This window comes from Clostridium cavendishii DSM 21758 (genome assembly GCF_900141845.1).
Taxonomy (GTDB): domain Bacteria; phylum Bacillota; class Clostridia; order Clostridiales; family Clostridiaceae; genus Clostridium_AG; species Clostridium_AG cavendishii.
In genome coordinates, this window is the sequence record NZ_FQZB01000014.1 from 188,571 (window position 1) to 206,882 (window position 18,312).

Below are 18,312 nucleotides of genomic sequence, written 5' to 3' on the forward strand. Positions count from 1 at the left end.
ATTTTGTTACATATTATGACTTACAGAAATTACACAATTATTAGAATAATATAGTTTAACATAAATTATGATATAATTATTACCATACTCTATATTTTCGTACTTTTAATCTAGAAATTTATTAGATTTTAAGGATTTTCTATATTTTAATATAGACTTAATCTATTCATTATAATTATAAATTATCCTATAAATTTAAATTATAGTTATGTTATCAGAATATATAAAATGAGGTGGTATTTTATTCATGTTTTCTAATTTGCTAATTAAAATATTTATAAAAAAAAGTAATGATGTTGAAAATTTGAGAGACAGTTATGGATATTTAGCTGGTTTTGTTGGTATAATTTCTAATATTTTATTATTTATAATTAAACTTACAGTAGGAATTTTAGTTAATAGTATAGCAATTATAGCTGATGCCTTTAATAATCTTTCCGATGCTGCATCTTCTATAGTAACTATTGTAGGCTTTAAACTTTCTAAAAGACCAGCTGACAAAGAACATCCTTTTGGTCATGGACGTATAGAATATCTTTCAGCTTTGATAGTAGCCTTTATGGTTATGATGGTAGGTTTTCAATTTATAAAAACCTCCTTTGAAAGAATTATGCACCCAGAAAGCATCACGTTTGAAATTATTCCATTTATTCTTTTACTATTATCTATTTTAGTTAAGCTTTGGCTAAGTAGATTCAATAAAATAATTGGTGAAAAAATTAATTCTAGCGCCTTAAAAGCTGCTTCTGTAGATGCATTAGGTGATGTCTTTACTTCTAGCTGTGTAGTTATATCTTTCTTAGCTACTAAATTCACAACCATTCCAATAGATGGTTATATAGGTGTTTTAGTATCCCTTATTATACTTTACTCTGGTTTTACTTTAGTTAAAGAAACTATGAGCCCACTTATAGGGGAAGCACCTGATCCTTACCTTGTGACTTCTATAACTACTGGAGTTTTATCCTATGATAATATAATAGGAGTTCATGATCTTATAATTCACAATTATGGTGTTGGAAAATGTATGGCCTCAATTCATGCTGAAATTCCATCTAATATAGATATAATGAAAATACACGAAATCATAGATAAAGCTGAGAGAGAGCTTTCAGAAAAGCTAAACATATACCTTGTAATTCATATGGATCCTATCTGCATTGATTCAAAAGAAGTTAATGATGCACTGACTATGGTTCAAAAAATTATTAAATTTAATTCTCTTACAAAATCTGTTCATGATTTTAGAATAGTTGGTGAAGGTAATAAGAAAAACTTAATATTTGATGTTGTTGTAGATAGTGCAAATTTAACAATTACAGAGGAAGAGCTTAAGTCTCAACTTATCTCTGAAGTAAGAAAATTACATCCTGAATATAACTGTATAATAACAATTGATAATGACTTTATATAAAAGACAGACAAGCATTGCATTATTTTATGTTAAATTATAGTTTATAACTTAACATAAAATTAAGACTATAGAATTATAAGTTTCAATCTTATAATTCTATAGCCTTTTTTATTTTTCTTTTCTATTTTTCTAAATAGTCACCTTTTATAATCATATCAGCAACTTTAAATATATCTTTAAGATGCTTTGTTTCTTTTTCATCTTTAGGTGTTCCTTTTATATCTCCATAATTAAGTATAGTAGAATTTCTTTCAGTGTTAACTAAAACTCTACCCATGGAAGTATTCTCAAATTCCTTTCTATCTATTCCTAGCATATAACTTATAGTTGGAAGGAAATCTACTTGTCCGCCTGCTTTCTCTACTACCTCACCCTTAATTCCTGGATTATAAACTAAAAATGGTATTTTCATATCTGGTTTTTGCCACCAGTCTCCTTCGAATTTTACATCCTTAAGTTTATCTTGATAGAATTTATGAACACCAGTATGGTCTCCATATATCATTATGGCTGTATTATCTAATTGTCCATTCTTTTTAAGTTCATTTAAAAACATACCTATTTGTTCATCTACATATCTTACACTTTGGAAATATGCTCCTAATATGCTTTGATCAAATTCTTTAGGCAATTTTAATAGCTTTTTATCTTCTGGCATATCAAAAGGTCCATGGCTTGTTAGTGTTACAAAAAAACTATAAAACGGTTCTTTTTCATCTTTAAGCTTTCCAGCTATCTGCTTCATATAAGATCCATCTGAAAGGCCAAGACCTATTATTTCATCCTTATTATATTCTGATATATCTCTTATTTTATCAAATTTAAAAGATTTATGAGCTTCTGACCAATTCCAATTTCCAGGTACTTCTGGATGTGAGGAAATTGTAGTATACCCTTGTTTACTAAGTAGTTTAGGTAAAGTATTATAATTTCTCCATGGATATAAGAAAAATGTACTACCTTCTCTTAATGGAAAAACAGAAGTATTTACTAGCAGATCACAATCCGAACTTGTTCCTATATTATTTTGTTCATATATGTTATTAAAATAAATACTATTTGACATTAGCTTATTTAAATTAGGTGTAATTTCTTGATCATAAGCCTTTTTACCTATAACAAAATTCTCAAGTGATTCTACTTGAATAGCTATAACATTTTTACCCTTTAACATATCTTTATATTTATTATCTGGTAATGTTTCTTTGTTATCCTTAAACCACTGATTAATATCCTCTTTATCAGTACTTGTTAATTTCTCTCCAGAACTTGAATACTTCATTATATCATAACCATGATAACCTAAAGGACTCATATTTGACATGGTTTGAAACGGTGCCCAAGCTATTCTAAATAACATCATTTCACCCTTAGTTTTGTCCTTTACATCTATATAATCATGTGAATACCAAAGTGTAAATATTGAAACTACAATTAATCCAACTGTTACTATTATGTTTCTTTTTTCACTTTTAAAATTTTTCTTCATAAATAAAGCTGCTGGAATAAGTGCTATTAAATCAATAAAAAATAAAACATCTACACCTTTAAAATTCATTAATGACTTTCCTAATGGATTAAAAATTTCTGGATGTAAGATATGTCTTATTGATAAAAATGTTCCATTTACTCTATAATAGTTTATATCAGCTAATAACATGACACTTACTATTAAATTAATAATTATTGCATATCTATTTCTACCTTTTTCTTTAAATAAAAAACTAAAGCTTAAAATTAAAATTATACATGCTATATGTGCTGCTATTGGTGGTTTTGTAAAATACATAGTATCCCATTTTATACTTGCAGATTCTGGTGCTCTTAACATAGCTAAAAATATCATCGATTTCAACTGTATAATAACACCTATAATTACTACAAATAAATATTTATTCATGTAATAAGATATTGATTTTGAACTATTCTTTTCTCTCATGTCTTCTCCTAACTTTATAAAAATTTGTATTATAATTATAACATTATGTTAAATAATACTTCAAATTAAAATCTTAATCTCTATTTACTTTAAGTGTGAACAATCTATAAATAAGACCTTTATTATTATTTTTTGGTTCCCTATTTATATTCTTTAAAATAAATTCTTCTATTCTATTTCTAAAATAAAAAATTTAAATTTGTTAAATTAATACTAACACTAAAAAATGAAGATATTCGTAATAAATTCTTAAGATTTTATAACAAAAACAGACTTTAATCTAAAATATAAAGTCTATTTTATATATATTATTTAATATCTGTTATTTTCATCATATTGTAACCTCTTTTTTCTAACGCTGCTACAATTCTTTTTAAATTTGCATTGTCATCATACTCAAAATCAGGATAATTATTTTCGCCTTCCTTAAGCTTTATAAAACCATATTCAAATTCTGGATGATAAAATAAACTTGCCATTGTACTTTCAGGTAAATGCTCTATCCTAGAAATCATACCTTCTACTTTTCCATTCTGAACATAATCTAGTGGTGTCCATATATAATAAGTCTTTCCGTTGTAATTACTCTTTATAGGCATATTTGAAGATACAGGTTTACCCTTCTCATTTATATATTGATGATAAATATAATCAAAATGATTTTCAAGCTCCTTATTTTGTTCCAACGTTATTTCATAATGAGGTGCCTCAAAAAAATCAACTTTTATATCCAAATACTCAGCAATTTTTTTTGCTGCTATAACTCTCTCTCTTATATACTTAGCTCCTGGATGTCTTGGTCCAAACTCTATTCCCGCTAAAGTATTTTCATTACCAGTTTGATGAGTATATCCATGTAATCCTATAACACCACCTCTGTCACTTATATAATCCATTGTATAAACCATATCTGCAAAATAATTAGAATTTTTAGTTGACGGATCTTCATCTTTTTTATCAGCAGGTCTTACATATCTAGGTACCCAAGCTAAATGGTATGGTATTCCTTTGTCATTTAGATAATCACCCATTATTCTAATTCTTTCAAAAATTTCATCATCAAATTTAGTATTCGTTGCTGAGACATCTTCTAACCTTATAAAACCTGGTGTTTTAAGCTTTGCCTTATACTTTTCTGTTTTTTTCTCTCTTTTCACTTTATTTATCATAACTTGATTCTTCTCACCATTTATTCTAACTCTTAAATCAAAGCACCTTGAAAAATCATATAAACTTAAATAATAAAAACCATCTTTCTCTATTAAAGGTTTCTTTAATTTTAAATTTTCTTCACCCTTAGTAAAGCTATTTTCACCTATATTTATATTTAAGTCCTTATCTAGAAATGTAATCTTTAATATATTATCTTTTTTTTGAATTTCACCTGAATTATTATTTATTATTTCGGTAATAGGTAGATAATATCTGTTTCTCTCTATGTAAATTGGAAGTTTATTATTCTGTTCCTTACCTTCAAATATAATTTTAAAATCTATTTTTTCCATATCTAACTTTGTAAACTTACTATAATCTAAATATTTTGTCTTTGTATCACCTACCTTTTCCTTACTTTCAGCCTTGTATTTTTCCTTATTATTACAACCTGCTAAAATTCCTAATGCTAAAATAATACTAATAAATAATATGACTTTTCTTATGATTTTTCTTTTCAAAATACTTTCTCCTTTTTATTTCCATATAATTCCACTTATAATTATATAAAGATATCCAGTTTCTTTCTCTTAAATAAACCTTAAATTTGCATATAATGTTAAATAGTATACCTATCTAAAAATGTCTTAAAAACTTTTATAATTTTAATAATATAATATAAAAAATTCTTGTATAATTTTACAAATTACTATACAAAAAAAACAGGTTACAATATTATATAATGTAACCTGTTTTTAATACTTTTATAGAACTTTAGATAAAAAATCTTTAGTCCTTTGATTTTTAGGATTTTTAAAGAACTCTTCTGGTTCTCCTTGTTCTATTATATTTCCGCCGTCCATAAATATTATTCTATCGCCAACTTCCTTAGCAAAACCCATTTCGTGAGTTACTACAACCATTGTCATTCCTTCACTAGCAAGGTTTTTCATAACTGTTAAAACTTCTCCAACCATTTCTGGATCTAAAGCTGAAGTAGGCTCATCAAAAAGCATAACATCTGGTTCCATAGCTAAAGCTCTTGCTATAGCTATTCTTTGCTTTTGTCCTCCAGATAAAGATGCTGGATATGCATTGGCTTTTTCTTTAAGTCCAACCTTATCTAATAATTTATAAGCTATTTCTTCTGCCTTAGCCTTATCCATTTTTTTAACATTTATAGGTGCTATAGTTATATTTTCTAATACTGTTTTATGAGGAAAAAGATTAAATTGTTGGAATACCATACCCATCTTTTGTCTAACTTCATTTATATTAACCTTTTTATCTGTAATACTCTTATCTTCAAAAATTATCTCACCTTGAGTAGGTACCTCTAACAAATTAAGGCATCTTAAAAAGGTTGACTTTCCTGAACCAGATGGTCCTATAACAACAACTACTTCTCCCTTTTTAATATGTTCATTTACTCCTTTTAATACTTCATTTTTTCCAAAATATTTGTGTAAATTATTAACGTGAATCACTAGCCTTAAGCCTCCTCTCAAGTATATTCATTCCTCTAGTTAGAATAAATGTTATAATGAAATATATAGCTGCAGCTACGATTAATGGTTCTAATCCTCTAAATGATGCAGCTCTTACTGTACCTGAATTGTACATAAGTTCTGCTACACCAATTACAGATACCATTGAAGATTCTTTTATAATAGAAATAAATTCATTTCCTAACGCAGGCAATATATTTTTAAATGCCTGAGGAATTATAATTTTTCTCATAGCCAAATCTTGTTTCATACCAAGACTTCTAGCTGCTTCCATTTGACCTTTATCAACAGCTTCAATACCAGCTCTTATTATTTCTGCAACATATGCTCCTGAATTTAACGAAAGAGCAATTATTCCTGTAAGTATATCTGGTAGATCAGTACCAATAATTAAAGGCAGCCCTATATAAATTATCCATATTTGAATTAGTAGGGGTGTTCCTCTAACAAACTCAATATAAGCTATAGATATAGCTTTTAATATTTTAACCTTGGATAGCTTCATTAAGCTTAAGAATAATCCAAGTATTGTTCCAATTAGTACAGCAAAAAATGCTAATATTAATGTTGTCTTAGTTCCAGTCACAAAATAGCTACTGTACTTTGATAAGAAATCAAAATTAAAGTTCAAGATTTTCCCCCCCTAATATTCTAATTATTATTTTATTTCTGAATTTGCTTCTTCAAAAAACTTCTTTAAACTTCCATCTTTCTCTAATCTATCTAAAGTTTTATTTATTGCCTCTTGTAATTCTTTTGAATCTTTTGCCATTGCAATGGCATATCCACCAACTTCATCCTTTATTACAGGTTTAGCTATTGCAAGATCAGGATTTTTTGAAATATAAGCTTCTGCAACTGGTTGTTCTAATACAACACTATCAATCTTTCCACTTTTTAAATTCATTATTGTATCACCAGTCTTTGCTAAAGAATTAAGTTGTGCTTTTTCTACATTCTTAGTTGTAACATCTTCTTGAACTGAACCTTTTTGAACACCTATTTTTTTACCTTTAAAGTCTTCTATTGTGTTATATTTATCTTTCTCAGATGCCTTTACTACAAAAGCATTGTCTGTCTTATAATACATATTTGAAAAATCAACATTCTCTTTTCTCTCTGGCTTTGGTGTCATACCTGATAGAATAACATCTAGCTTTTTACCTTGTAATGCAGGTAATAATCCATCAAAATCCATTTCCTTTATTTCAAGTTTTACTCCTAGGTCTTTTGCAACCTCATTTGCTATCATTACATCCATTCCTACAACGTTGCCCTTTTCATCCTTAGATTCAAATGGAGCAAAATCTGGAGAAGTTCCCATTACTAACTTTCCGCTATCCTTAATTTTTTGTAATTGAGTTTTATTTTCTGCTTTCTTTCCACAAGCTACAGCTGATATTGATAAAGCTGTTACCATTAATAATACTATTGTCTTTTTCACTAAATTTCTCTTCATATATTTAACCCCCTGTGCATTAACATCTTTTCTATATGCATAATTATACATCAATAATTAATATTTATGCAACTTTTTTTAAGCTTTTTTATATTTTTTATGATTTTCATTTTCAGAAAACATTTACACCTATCTTTTAACTCTCCTTTGCTTATTATTATTGATAATTTAACAATAAAAAATACCTAATGAGTTTTGTATTAACTCATTAGGTATTTTAACTTACATAATTACTTCTTTTAATCTATGAAGAGCTCTTGTTGACATAATGTACTTCACTAAATCTTCATTTTGACTTTTTTTAGCATTCTCTTTAAAATCAGCTATTATAACTCCATCAAACTCTAACCCCTTAGCAAAATATGATGGTATTATAACATTTCCCCCATTATAAATAACATCTTCATTATCAAACTTAACTATATGAACCTGTTGTCTAAGTTTACTCCAAATTCGCTCTAAAGCATTACCATCTCTTGTTACTACAGCTATGCTCTCTAAGCCTTCTTTATTAAATTCTTCTAAACTCCTTAAAATTTCTTCAACATACTCATCCTCTGTATTTTTATTCACAATTTCAACTGCAGCGCCATGCCTAACTAGAGGTATAACCTTATCTTCATTTAAAAAGTTATTTGCATGATCCATTATTTCAAAGGTACTTCTATAACTCTTATTTAAATTATAATATTCAGCATCTTCAGAAGTAAATATATTGTGTATATCCATCATGGCTGCACTTTTTTCGTACTTAACTAATCTTTGATTTACATCACCTACTATAGTGAAATATTTAGAACCTGTAAGTTCTTTAACAACTTTAAATTGCATTTCACTATAATCCTGAGCCTCATCAATAACCACATGTCTATATGACTCTGAAGCTTTTTTCCCATCTAGTTTTATCATTAAATATAAAATAGGTGCTAAATCATTTATATTTAACTGTTTATTATGATTAAAATTATTATATATATTCATTATAGTTTCATTGTTCAGCCACGCTTCTATAGCTTCCTTAGAATTCATAACTTCTCTTACTATTTCCCTTATTCTTAGTCTTCTAGTAAATTCTAAGTTATTTTCTTCTATTACTCTTTCATCAGAAGTAAGTTTCGCTTTTGCCTCTTGTATTTCTTTATTTAATAGCCAAACTCTTTCATCTCTCTTATCTTTAATCTTAGATAAAAGTATCCTTTTTATCTTTTGACTTCTTCTAAATAAAGGCATATAAGCATAATGTTTGTTAAATAATTCTTTTATTTCATCTATTCCTACTACAGTTTCACCAAAATACTTAACTTCTTCTACTTTAAAATATTCATCTTCTATTTTATTTATAAACTCTTCTATATCTTTAATAAATTGCTTAGAATTTTTATATTTAGCATCCTTTAGAAGTTCTTCATCTTTAGCAACTAGTTTTTCAAGATATTCATGAAAACTCATAATATCTAAATTTTCACCTATTTCTTTAAGTGCAAAGCTAGTAAATGTTTCTTGCTTAACTCCAACTTCCCCTAAACTCGGAAGAACATGCGCTATATATTCCATAAAGATTGAATTAGGTCCAAGTATTAAAACCTTATCTTGAAGCTCTTTTCTATAATTATATAAAAGATAAGCTACCCTATGAAGTGCTATAGTAGTTTTTCCACTACCGGCAACTCCGTTTACAACAACATTTTTCTCCCTTGGTTTTCTTATAATCTCATCCTGTTCCCTTTGTATTGTCATTATAACATCTTTAAGCTTTTCTGAAGTATTGTTACTTAAAACCATTTGAAGTATATCATCTTTAACATCTATTTCTGAATCAAATAAGCCTTCAAGATTTCCCCTTTTAATAATTAATTGTCTTCTACCTATTATATCAGTTTCAACCTCTCCTTGCGGTGACTTATATGTAGCATCACCTAGGCTACCATGATAAAATAATGCTGCAACAGGAGCCCTCCAATCTACTATAGCTGGTTCATAAGTATTTTCAGGAGTTAATCCAAATCTTCCTATATATAAATTTTCAATATCTTTAAATTCCTTATCCTCAAAAGTTATTCTTCCAAAATAAGGTGATTCTTTTAATATTGTAAGTTCTTTTAGTCTTCTATCTATAGTTTTGAATGCTTCTTCTTTCACATATCTTTCATGATCAAAATAATCGATAACCTTATCTTCATCATTTCTGTATTCATCTAATACATTTTTCCTATAATCTACTATATATTCTGTAATAAGCTTTCTTTTATTTATATACACAAGCATTTCTTTATTTATTATTTCTAACGTCTCTTTAAGTTTTTTTTCTTCTATTAAAAACTCTATTGACTTTTCTTCGTTATTATTTTTATTTACCATAAAATCTTCCTTTCTTCTATAAAAAATGCTCTTATATAATTTTCTTATTCTATTGGATGAAATCCAAGTCATCGAAAATGATATAAAATCACTTACAGTTTCAAAAAGTAAAAAATTCATAAAATTTTACTGTAATATTATTCTTTCTATGAATGCTTTAAAATATTTATGTAACTTGATTAGTAACTATAAATAATCTTATAAATTCCTCTATAACTGAGATTACTACTCATTATATTCGTAGTAATATTTTTACAAAGTAAGTTTCACATTAAGCAAATTGACCTAAGTAAGTAGTTTTGATATACAAAATTAAAATTTCGACTTTCACTTAAGATTTAGATTCTCACTTAAGTGATAAAAAGGAGTAGACCATTTCTACTCCCTTTTATTTATTATAATTTAAAGTCTATTTCGTCGTCTGACTCATAATCTTTTTTTATTTGTTCATAATCTCTAGCTTCACCCAACTCACTCTTTTCCTCAGTAAGCTTATCACCTAAAATTTCTTTTCTATCTTCAGTTTCATTAGAAGAATTTTTAGATTCTTTCTTTTCCAAATTTCTTATTTCTTCTAATCTTTTATTTTCTTCTAATCTTTTAGCCTTAGCTGCCGCCTTTAAGCTTTCTTTTTCTTTTTCAGCTTCTTCTCTTTCAGCTCTCTTTTCTGGATACTTTTCATAAACAAATTCTATAAATTCATCTCCTAAAAGAGTTTCTTTTTCTAATAAAGCGCCTGAAATTTTGTCTAAAAGATCTCTATTTTCATTTAAAAGATTAATAGCTTTATTATGAGCATCTTTTATTATAAGTAAAGTCTCTTCATCAATTAATGTAGCTGTTTGAGCTGAACAATTCATAATAGGTCTGCCATCTAAATATCTATTGGATGGTGATTCTAATCCCATCATATCAAATCTATCACTCATACCATACATAGTTACCATACTTCTTGCTGATTGAGTTGCTCTTTCAATATCATTTGATGCCCCGGTAGATATTATATTAAACTCTACTTCTTCTGCAGCTCTACCACCAAACATTACTGCTATTTGATCTAACATCTCTTCCTTAGATACTAAGTATTTCTCTTCTTCTGGAAGCTGCATAGTATATCCTAATGCTCCCATAGTTCTTGGAACTATTGTTATTTTATGAACTGGATCAGTATTCTTAAGTAATGCTGCAACTAATGCATGACCTACCTCATGGTAAGCAACAACCCTTTTTTCTTTTGGTGAAAGTATTCTATCTTTCTTTTCTTTACCAGCTATTATAACTTCAATAGCTTCATCTAAATCTTCTTGTTTAACTACCTTTCTACCATGTTTTACAGCTCTTAATGCAGCCTCATTTACCATATTTGCAAGATCTGCTCCTACTGCTCCTGGAGTCCCTTTAGCTACACTTTCTAAATTTACATCATCAGCAAGTTTAACATCTTTAGCATGAACCTTTAATATAGCTTCTCTACCAATCAAATCTGGTCTATCAACTATAACTCTTCTATCAAATCTACCTGGTCTAAGTAAGGCTTTATCAAGCACCTCTGGTCTATTGGTAGCTGCTAATATTACAACTCCCTTTGAAGAGTCAAAACCATCCATTTCAGCTAATAATTGATTTAAAGTTTGTTCTCTTTCATCATTACCTTGGATGCTACCTTCTCTACTTTTACCTATTGCATCTATTTCATCTATAAATACTATACATGGAGCTTTTTCTTCCGCTTGTCTAAATAAGTCTCTAACTCTAGATGCTCCCATACCAACAAACATCTCTACAAAATCTGAACCTGAAAGTGAGAAAAATGGAACTTTAGCTTCCCCAGCTACAGCCTTCGCAAGTAATGTTTTACCTGTCCCTGGAGGACCAACTAAAAGAGCTCCCTTAGGTAGTTTAGCACCTATTTCTGTATATTTTTTAGGCGCATGTAAGAAATCTACTATTTCCTTTAAGGATTCCTTGGCTTCTTCTTGACCTGCTACATCTACAAAAGTTTTTCCTGTCTCATTTTCAGCATATAATTTGGCTGTATTTTTACCGAAGGACATAACTCCTCCACCCATTTTCTTATCCATTTTGCCAAATAAAAGTCTTCCCATAAGAATGAAGAATATTAATGGCGCGAACCAATAAAATACTAAGTCTAAAATAGGATATTTATCTGCTTGCTTTCCATCAAACATTATATTTTGATCTTTTAACTCTTTATATAAATCTTTGTCACCTATGTTAACTGTATGAAGTTCCTTTCCTGCATATTTGCTTTCCTTAGTAGGCTGTATAATAAGACTATCCTTGGATATTACAACTTCTTTTACTTCCTTATCTTTAACTAACTGTAGGAACTCACTATATTTTATTTCTTTTGTTGTATACTCTGTTTTAGCATAGTTAAACATAAGTAACATTCCTATAACTATTGATCCATATATTATAGCATATTTTAATTTTTTATTGTCTTTAAACATTCTGCACCTCTTTTCTTTCCGTTACCACCTTGTTGCTATTTTAAAAAGCTTATTCTATCAAATGGGTATACTCTAAGTCTTGCTATACCTTGAATATTAGTTCCATCTATATAAGGATTGTTCCAATATCTTGCATCATTACTTTTTGCTCTATTATCTCCTAACATAAGATACTTCCCTTCTGGAACAACAAAACTTGCCTGTTTATCATCTGGATTTTTTACATAAGGTTCATCTTTTAATTCACCATTTATATAAACCTTCCCGCCATCTTTAATCTCAATTTTATCACCAGGTATACCTATAACTCTTTTTAATAACAAAAAGCTAAATTCGTCTGATTTAAATACAACTATATCTCCTCTTTTTATTTTACTTGGGTCATATACCTTTGTAACAAAAATCTGATCTTTTGCTTCTACAGTTGGAACCATAGATTCCGTAGGAACTGTAATCTTAAATACTACAAAATGAATTATTAATTGTGCAAATATAAAAGCTACAATTATAGGAATAATCCAATCGAAAAAGAACTTTGGGAATCCCGATCGACTATTTTTTTTATCATGTTTATCTACATTTATATTTTCTATGTTTTCAGTCATTACTCCCACATGCCTTTCATTAAAAATTCTATCTCTCTTCTCCTTTTTTTTGTAAGCTCATCATCTATATAAAAAAGATTTTCTTCTTCTACAAGAACATCTCCATCTTTTGGCTTACCATTAATTTTTTCGGAAGCTATGTTTATAATATCACCTTGTTTATTTTCACATACAACTAGATTTTCTTCTATCCTATCAACTATATAAGTTAATTTTTCATTAAACATAATTGACTTCCTTTCATAAAATTATACTATATATAATTATAATACAATTATATCATAATATACTACGTTTTTATGGTGTTTATTTGTCAAAATTATTAATAAATTGTGAAGATATAAAAAAGTGGTCTTATAGAATTTTCTTAATACAAACTAACTACTCTAGATCTCCGAAAATTCTATAGACCTACTTAATTTTTTCTATTTACATTCATTTCTTATAACATCTTCATAACTTTCTCTTTTACAAATCACTTTTGCTTCTCCGTTCAAAACCATAACTACTGCAGCCTTTGGAATCTTATTGTAATTATTTGACATAGAATAACCATAAGCTCCTGTTGATAAAACAGCTAGTATATCCCCACTTTCTACTTCTGGAATATCTATAGAATTTAATAATATATCTCCTGATTCACAACATTTTCCTGATATAGTCACAGTCTCATCTGATGTATTTATAACATTATTTGCAACTATACATTCATATTGAGCACTATAAAGTGCAGGTCTTATATTATCTGTCATACCACCATCTACAGAAACATATTTTCTTACATTTGGTATATCTTTTATAGAACCAATTGTATATAATGTTAATCCTGAATTTCCTACCATACTTCTGCCTGGCTCTATAGTAAGAATTGGCTTTTCCATGTCTAATTCTAAACAAACTTCTTCCACCTTATCTATAATACAGCTACAATATTCTTCTATTGTTCTAGGCTTATCTCCTTTTTTGTAGTAAATACCAAAGCCTCCGCCTAAATCCAATTCACTTATTTTATAGCCAGTTTCATTATATATTCTATTTATTAACCTAATCATTATATTTGCTGCATCCTCATATGGCTCAGTTTCAAATATTTGAGAACCTATATGACAATGCAAACCACAAAGATTTATATTAGGTAATTCTATAGCTTTTTTTATAGCTGATACAATAGTATCTCCAACAGCTGCAAACCCAAATTTTGAATCCAGTTGACCAGTTTTTATATAATCATGGGTATGAGCTTCTATGCCTGGAGTTATTCTTAAATATATTGGTTGTATTTTATTATATTTACTTGCTATTTCATTTAAATTTTCTATTTCAAAATAATTATCAACAACAAATCGTCCTACTCCAAGTTTAACTCCCAATTCTATTTCATCTAAGGTTTTATTATTACCATGAAAATATACTTTTTCTAATGGAAAATTAGCCTTAAATGCTGTATATAATTCGCCACCAGAAACTACATCTAAATAAAGACCTTCTTCATTTAAAATATTACACATAGCAAGTGTTAAAAATGCCTTTCCAGCATAAGCTACCCTATTATTATTTTTATTGCATAAGAAAGCATTTCTGTATCTTCTACAATTATCCCTTATTAAAGCTTCATCCATAACATATAGTGGTGTCCCAAATTTTTCGCACAGAGTTTTGGAATTTACACCTCCTATATTTAATACATTGTCCTTAACTTCCATTGTTCCAAATAATTTCATTTTTATTCTCCTCCCATACTTTAGGCATATGAAAGAAAGTAATAGACCAAAAATGTGAAGTATATTTTGCGTCAGACAGGAAACAGGTTCTTCTCACAGTGATCTGTTGACACAGTATAACACAAAATAGACGAGTATCTTGGCTTATTATCTTTTGAATATGCCTTAACTTAAAAGTTGCAAAGGCCTTGCAATGGGTAGAGTTCACGTAAGCATAATTGCAAAACTAATATTGTCAAAAAAATGATAACATTCAAAATACTTACAATACTATTTTTTGTAAAAATAATGCAGCAAAGGAACACCTTTGCTGCATTAATCATGCAACTTAGCGTACCTTGTAGCTCTCCACTTAAAATACTTAAACAGTAAATAAAAATCATAAAGTTATGAAATTTTATACTTAATTAAGTGACAATTATATATATCTTATATATATAACCAGAAAATCTAATCACAAGCTTAAATTTTCTTCGGCTAAATTCCCCTTTCATTATTAATCATAACTTCTTGTATAGTTCCTAATAATTACTCTTGAAAATAGCACCTCTACCTTAGGTCTTTTAACTATTTATTTTTAATATATTCATTATTTATTTATAATGATAACAATTTTTTTGAAAAAATCAATATATTTTATTAAATACCTCTATATTTATCCATAAGTTCACTAAAAATATCACCAGAAGAAGGTGGTGTATATGTTATTGCATTTGCACCAGCCTGTATAGTTTCTTTTATAGTAGCCTCTGAAGGTCCTCCAGTAGCTATTATAGGGAAATATGGAAACTTAGCTCTTATTTTTTTTACTATATCAGCAGTATTTTTTCCCCCAGATACATTTAATATTGTAGCACCAGACTCTATGCGCCCCTCAAAATCATCATTTTCTGATACCACAGTAACAATTACAGGTATATCTATAGTTTCTCTTATACCTCTTATTATTTCATTTGAGGTAGGTGCATTTACTACAACGCCCATAGCTCCTTTAAATTCAGCATCTAGTGCAAGATTTATAACCCTTTTCCCTTGAGTTATTCCCCCACCAACACCACAAAATACGGGAACATCAGCTGCCATTACTAATGCTTGCGTTATTAATGGCTGAGGTGTAAATGGATATACTGCAATTATTGCATCAGCATTTGTATTTCTTATCACTGCAACATCAGTTGTGAACAATAATGACTTTATTCTTTTTCCAAAAATCTTAAGACCACTAGCATCTCTGACTACAGCTGGAACTTCTATCATATGATTTCTAAGTAACCCTTTAATCTCAGGCACTACTTTGGATTCTTTTACACTCATTTTCCCACCCCATTACTAATTAGTTTAATATATATTTTAATACATTCTATTTGATAATGTAATATATTTATATCTATAATTATATTTAAAATATAAAAAATCCGCAATATACAATATATTATATGCATATTTACGGATTAATATCATTATTACTAATATTATATACTTAAAGCTCTAAAAATCTCTATATTTCACATTGATTTCCTTCACATCTAAATGCCTTTTTTCCATCATAACCCATTTCTTTTAAAACTTTTCTTACAACTCGCTTTCCAACTTCATCCTCTGACATTTCACAAAGCGCATCTTCTATATGACTCCAATCTAGCCACTCAACTTCTGAAGACTTATTTATGTCTCCAGATTTATATTTTGCCATATAAGTTAACATAAGCAATTCTTTTCCCTTAACAAAATCACTTCCTAAATATTTTATATTTTCTATATCTATACCGGTTTCTTCTTTAACTTCTCTATATACTGTATCTTCAACAGATTCACCAATTCCAACATAACCTGATATTAAAACTTTTGAGTTTTTAAATATGTAACTTTGCTTTAACAAAAGTATTTTATCATCTTTTATAACTGCCACAACTACACATGGCTTTGGTAGGTCAAAAAACATAGTTTTATCTATTTCACAATATGGAACCCCACCTTCATCCCAGCTATCTTTAATAATTAATTTGCTACCACAAATAGGACAATAATTAAAAATCATATTTTTTCCCCCTTTTACACTATGTAAAATTAGTTAATATATATTTCAGATATATTTTAGATATATTTATATTATTTTATTCTATCACAAAATAACCTTTACAGGTTCTAATAATTCTATTGACTCCTTACAAACTTTACAGTTATAAGCTAATATATCTACACCAAAATTTTTAGCCAATTTAAGTGCCTCTGCAAATTTAGGATCCATTTCATAATTTGGTGTGAAATATTTTACATTTTGTAATTGTATAAGTAATAAGATACCCGCTCCCATTTTTTGCCTTTTAACTTCTATTAACTCTAATATATGTTTTGTTCCTCGCTCAGTAGGTGCATCAGGGAAACTCACTACTTTATTGTTTTCTAATGTTACACCTTTAACTTCTAAATAATAAATTTGATTATCATCTGATAAAAGTTTAAAATCAAATCTAGACTTTCCAAAAGTTTTCTCGCGTAAAATTGTTTTATAAATTTTAAGCTCACTTATCTTAGAAGCTCTTAAGGCTTCATCAACAACTTTATTCGGAATTTGTGAATCTATATTTATAAGTTCATTATTCTTATACGCTGCTATTAAGTCATATCCTGTTTTCCTGTTAGGATTACTTTCTTCTCTTAGATATACCTTTGAATTTGGCACTAATATTTCTTTACATCTTCCTGTATTAGGAACGTGTACAATAATTTCCTCACCATTTAATTCTACAATAGCCTCAAATCTATTTGGCCTATAAATAAACTTAGCTTCTATTATATTCTTATTATAATTCACCTAAATCCACCCTCCTTTTGAAGTTATCCACATGAGTTATCAACTTTTCCACACTTTTCTGTTAATAATTCATTTAATATACATAATTTTATTAAATGTATTATCTATTTTATTACTTTTAATATAATTATTTTTATAAATATAGCTTAATTATAGCTAATCTTGTTATATATTATATGCTATTTACATTATTATAATATATTTGTGCCTTAATTCTCTATAGTTATCCACATTTTTAACATTTGTCCACAGCTTTTTTCCTTTTTTCTGTGGACAAATCCTTTTTTTCTGTGAAAAAAATAAAAAACTACTCAAAAGAGTAGTTTTTTTATGTAAAACTTTATTAATATCCTACATATATATGAACTGGATAAATTCTCGAGCTATTTATCCAGTTGCATAGAATTTGGTGACTCCTAGGGGAATCGAACCCCTGTTACCACCGTGAAAGGGTGGTGTCTTGACCGCTTGACCAAGGAGCCAAATATCAAAATCTTAACTTAAAAATCACTTAATATTAAGATTTTAACCTGGCAACCACTTACTCTCCCACACAGTCTCCCGTGCAGTACCATCAGCCGTAATTTGCTTAACCGTCGTGTTCGGAATGGGTACGGGTGTTACCAAATTACGCATCATTACCAGATGCTTTTGCTATTTCACAGAAATCTTAGATTTCGTTTTGAAATAGTACTCATTAGCCAAAGCTTTTGAGTTTCCTTTTTAAGAGTTTGTTCTCTGAAAATTGCATATACAAATCTTAGTTTTTGTTAATTACCTTTTATTTTGGTCAAGCCCTCGATCTATTAGTATGAGTCAGCTGAACATGTTACCATGCTTACACCCCTCACCTATCAACCTTGTGTT

The 18,312-nt window shown here is 28.4% G+C and carries 14 protein-coding genes, 1 tRNA gene, 2 rRNA genes and 1 riboswitch; of the genes, 1 reads left to right on the forward strand and 16 read right to left on the reverse strand.

Features of this window, described 5'->3' with window-relative positions; genetic code table 11:
- Positions 1-247 precede the first annotated feature (247 nt).
- Entirely contained in the window at positions 248-1,414 is a 1,167-nt protein-coding gene (locus tag BUB01_RS16795) for a cation diffusion facilitator family transporter (RefSeq protein WP_072990685.1), read from the forward strand.
- Positions 1,415-1,535: 121 nt separating this feature from the next.
- Here BUB01_RS16795 and BUB01_RS16800 read toward each other — a convergent pair whose 3' ends face one another.
- The 16 genes from BUB01_RS16800 to BUB01_RS16875 form a co-directional block, all read right to left on the reverse strand.
- Complete coding sequence (locus BUB01_RS16800) at positions 1,536-3,353, reverse strand: LTA synthase family protein (RefSeq protein WP_072990694.1); 1,818 nt, start codon at positions 3,351-3,353, stop codon at positions 1,536-1,538.
- 308 nt (positions 3,354-3,661) lie between these two features.
- Complete coding sequence (locus BUB01_RS16805) at positions 3,662-5,026, reverse strand: DUF2334 domain-containing protein (protein ID WP_072990697.1); 1,365 nt, start codon at positions 5,024-5,026, stop codon at positions 3,662-3,664.
- Positions 5,027-5,269: 243 nt separating this feature from the next.
- Positions 5,270-5,992 carry an amino acid ABC transporter ATP-binding protein gene (locus tag BUB01_RS16810; RefSeq protein WP_072990700.1) on the reverse strand — a complete coding sequence of 241 codons (723 nt, stop codon included), beginning with the start codon at positions 5,990-5,992 and terminating at the stop codon, positions 5,270-5,272.
- Positions 5,979-6,644 carry an amino acid ABC transporter permease gene (locus BUB01_RS16815; protein ID WP_072990703.1) on the reverse strand — a complete coding sequence of 222 codons (666 nt, stop codon included), beginning with the start codon at positions 6,642-6,644 and terminating at the stop codon, positions 5,979-5,981. The genes BUB01_RS16810 and BUB01_RS16815 overlap by 14 nt, the downstream gene beginning before the upstream one ends.
- Before the next feature lie 27 nt (positions 6,645-6,671).
- On the reverse strand, positions 6,672-7,472 hold the full coding sequence (locus BUB01_RS16820) for a transporter substrate-binding domain-containing protein (protein ID WP_072990706.1): 801 nt from the start codon (positions 7,470-7,472) through the stop codon (positions 6,672-6,674).
- A 222-nt stretch (positions 7,473-7,694) separates the two neighbouring features.
- Positions 7,695-9,830 carry a HelD family protein gene (locus tag BUB01_RS16825; RefSeq protein WP_072990709.1) on the reverse strand — a complete coding sequence of 712 codons (2,136 nt, stop codon included), beginning with the start codon at positions 9,828-9,830 and terminating at the stop codon, positions 7,695-7,697.
- Between the two features lie 395 nt (positions 9,831-10,225).
- Positions 10,226-12,304 carry an ATP-dependent zinc metalloprotease FtsH gene (ftsH, locus tag BUB01_RS16830; protein ID WP_072990713.1) on the reverse strand — a complete coding sequence of 693 codons (2,079 nt, stop codon included), beginning with the start codon at positions 12,302-12,304 and terminating at the stop codon, positions 10,226-10,228.
- Between the two features lie 35 nt (positions 12,305-12,339).
- Positions 12,340-12,909, reverse strand: coding sequence for a signal peptidase I (lepB, locus tag BUB01_RS16835; RefSeq protein WP_084108920.1), 570 nt, complete (start codon positions 12,907-12,909; stop codon positions 12,340-12,342).
- Complete coding sequence (locus BUB01_RS16840; RefSeq protein WP_072990716.1) at positions 12,909-13,136, reverse strand: DUF3006 domain-containing protein; 228 nt, start codon at positions 13,134-13,136, stop codon at positions 12,909-12,911. Before BUB01_RS16840 ends, lepB begins: the two co-directional genes overlap by 1 nt.
- A gap of 198 nt (positions 13,137-13,334) precedes the next feature.
- Positions 13,335-14,630 (reverse strand): diaminopimelate decarboxylase, encoded by a 1,296-nt coding sequence (gene lysA, locus BUB01_RS16845; RefSeq protein ID WP_072990719.1) that lies wholly within the window; start codon positions 14,628-14,630, stop codon positions 13,335-13,337.
- Between the two features lie 333 nt (positions 14,631-14,963).
- A riboswitch (Lysine riboswitch) is annotated at positions 14,964-15,190 on the reverse strand.
- A gap of 79 nt (positions 15,191-15,269) precedes the next feature.
- Positions 15,270-15,944 (reverse strand): beta/alpha barrel domain-containing protein, encoded by a 675-nt coding sequence (locus BUB01_RS16850; protein WP_072990722.1) that lies wholly within the window; start codon positions 15,942-15,944, stop codon positions 15,270-15,272.
- A 184-nt stretch (positions 15,945-16,128) separates the two neighbouring features.
- Positions 16,129-16,668 carry an NAD(+) diphosphatase gene (locus BUB01_RS16855; RefSeq protein WP_072990725.1) on the reverse strand — a complete coding sequence of 180 codons (540 nt, stop codon included), beginning with the start codon at positions 16,666-16,668 and terminating at the stop codon, positions 16,129-16,131.
- Positions 16,669-16,752: 84 nt separating this feature from the next.
- Complete coding sequence (sfsA, locus tag BUB01_RS16860; protein WP_072990728.1) at positions 16,753-17,445, reverse strand: DNA/RNA nuclease SfsA; 693 nt, start codon at positions 17,443-17,445, stop codon at positions 16,753-16,755.
- A 407-nt stretch (positions 17,446-17,852) separates the two neighbouring features.
- A tRNA-Glu gene (locus BUB01_RS16865) sits at positions 17,853-17,927 on the reverse strand.
- A 46-nt stretch (positions 17,928-17,973) separates the two neighbouring features.
- A 5S ribosomal RNA gene (rrf, locus tag BUB01_RS16870) occupies positions 17,974-18,091 on the reverse strand.
- Positions 18,092-18,231: 140 nt separating this feature from the next.
- Positions 18,232-18,312, reverse strand: a 23S ribosomal RNA gene (locus BUB01_RS16875); the annotation flags it as partial.

Bases quoted from the DNA above. Each gene is read 5' to 3' on its own strand.
- ftsH (WP_072990713.1), bottom strand. From the start codon at position 12,304: ATGTTTAAAGACAATAAAAAATTAAAATATGCTATAATATATGGATCA.
- BUB01_RS16825 (WP_072990709.1), bottom strand. From the start codon at position 9,830: ATGGTAAATAAAAATAATAACGAAGAAAAGTCAATAGAGTTTTTAATA.
- BUB01_RS16795 (WP_072990685.1), top strand. From the start codon at position 248: ATGTTTTCTAATTTGCTAATTAAAATATTTATAAAAAAAAGTAATGAT.
- lepB (WP_084108920.1), bottom strand. From the start codon at position 12,909: ATGACTGAAAACATAGAAAATATAAATGTAGATAAACATGATAAAAAA.
- BUB01_RS16840 (WP_072990716.1), bottom strand. From the start codon at position 13,136: ATGTTTAATGAAAAATTAACTTATATAGTTGATAGGATAGAAGAAAAT.
- lysA (WP_072990719.1), bottom strand. From the start codon at position 14,630: ATGAAATTATTTGGAACAATGGAAGTTAAGGACAATGTATTAAATATA.
- BUB01_RS16855 (WP_072990725.1), bottom strand. From the start codon at position 16,668: ATGATTTTTAATTATTGTCCTATTTGTGGTAGCAAATTAATTATTAAA.
- BUB01_RS16820 (WP_072990706.1), bottom strand. From the start codon at position 7,472: ATGAAGAGAAATTTAGTGAAAAAGACAATAGTATTATTAATGGTAACA.
- BUB01_RS16800 (WP_072990694.1), bottom strand. From the start codon at position 3,353: ATGAGAGAAAAGAATAGTTCAAAATCAATATCTTATTACATGAATAAA.
- BUB01_RS16850 (WP_072990722.1), bottom strand. From the start codon at position 15,944: ATGAGTGTAAAAGAATCCAAAGTAGTGCCTGAGATTAAAGGGTTACTT.